Raw genomic sequence first — 1,023 nt, 5'->3', positions numbered from 1 at the left:
CGGGAGTTCGTCAGCGAACTGGCCTGCACGATCCGGGTGCCGCGCCGCACGGCTGAGAACCTGATCGCGGAGAGCCGCGCCTTGGCCGGCGAGCTCCCGGCCACCCGGGCCGCGCTCGAGGCCGGCGAGATCAGTTACCAGCACGCGAAGGTGGTGATCAATCAGGCCTGGTCGGTTCCCGACGAGGCCAAGGCGGCGTTCGAGGTGGAGGTTCTGCGGTCGGCGGGCACGGTGACGGCGTCGAAGCTGAAGTATCGGGCCCGGCTGCTCCGGGAGCGCCTGCATCCGGAGACGATCCGGGCCCGGCACCAGAAGTCCGTGCGCGACCGGGCCGTGTTCTTCGAGCCCGAGCCCGATGGTATGGCGTCGCTGACCCTGTACGACAGTGCGGAGAAGGTGGCCGGTGCCTACGAGCGGGTGATGCTCGCAGCGTTGAGTCTGCAGGGGCCGGAGGAGGTGCGCACCCTGATGCAGCTCAAGGCGGACGTGTTCGCCGACATCATCCTCGATGGGGTCACCCCGTCCGGCCTCGGCAAGGGCATCCGGGGTGCGGTCAATGTGACCGTGCCGGTGCTGACTCTGATGGGTCTCGGTGAGGAGCCGGGGTTCTTGGAGGGGTATGGTCCGATCGACCCGGACACGGCCCGGCAGATCGCGGCCGGGGCGCCGAGTTTCACCCGGATCCTGGTGCACCCGGAGACGGGGGCGGTGCTGTCGGTAGGCCGGGACCGGTACGCGGTCCCGGAAGACCTGAAACGGTTCCTCCGGGTGCGAGACAAAACCTGCCGGTTTCCGGGCTGCAACCGGTCGGCGGCGCATTGCGACCTGGACCATTCCCTGGATTGGCAGTTCGAGGGCCTGACCGCGCACGACAACCTCGCGCATCTGTGTCCGGCGTGTCATGCGTTGAAGAGCGAGACCGGGTGGCGGGTGTTGCACCTCGGTGACGGCACGCTTGAGTGGACGTCGCCGACCGGGCGCACGTTCGTGAGTGAGCCGGCCACGGTCATCCGCTCGGCGTCG

At 68.9% G+C, this 1,023-nt stretch carries 1 protein-coding gene; it reads left to right on the top strand.

Annotated elements, in window-relative coordinates; genetic code table 11:
• Positions 1-1,023 (top strand): HNH endonuclease signature motif containing protein (locus tag E3N86_RS09000; protein ID WP_134511800.1); only part of this gene is annotated, 1,023 nt, incomplete at both ends.

It is taken from the genome of Cryobacterium sp. Hz7, assembly GCF_004402815.1.
Classification (GTDB): Bacteria; Actinomycetota; Actinomycetes; order Actinomycetales; family Microbacteriaceae; genus Cryobacterium; species Cryobacterium sandaracinum.
This window is presented reverse-complemented; position numbering and strand designations above follow the sequence as displayed.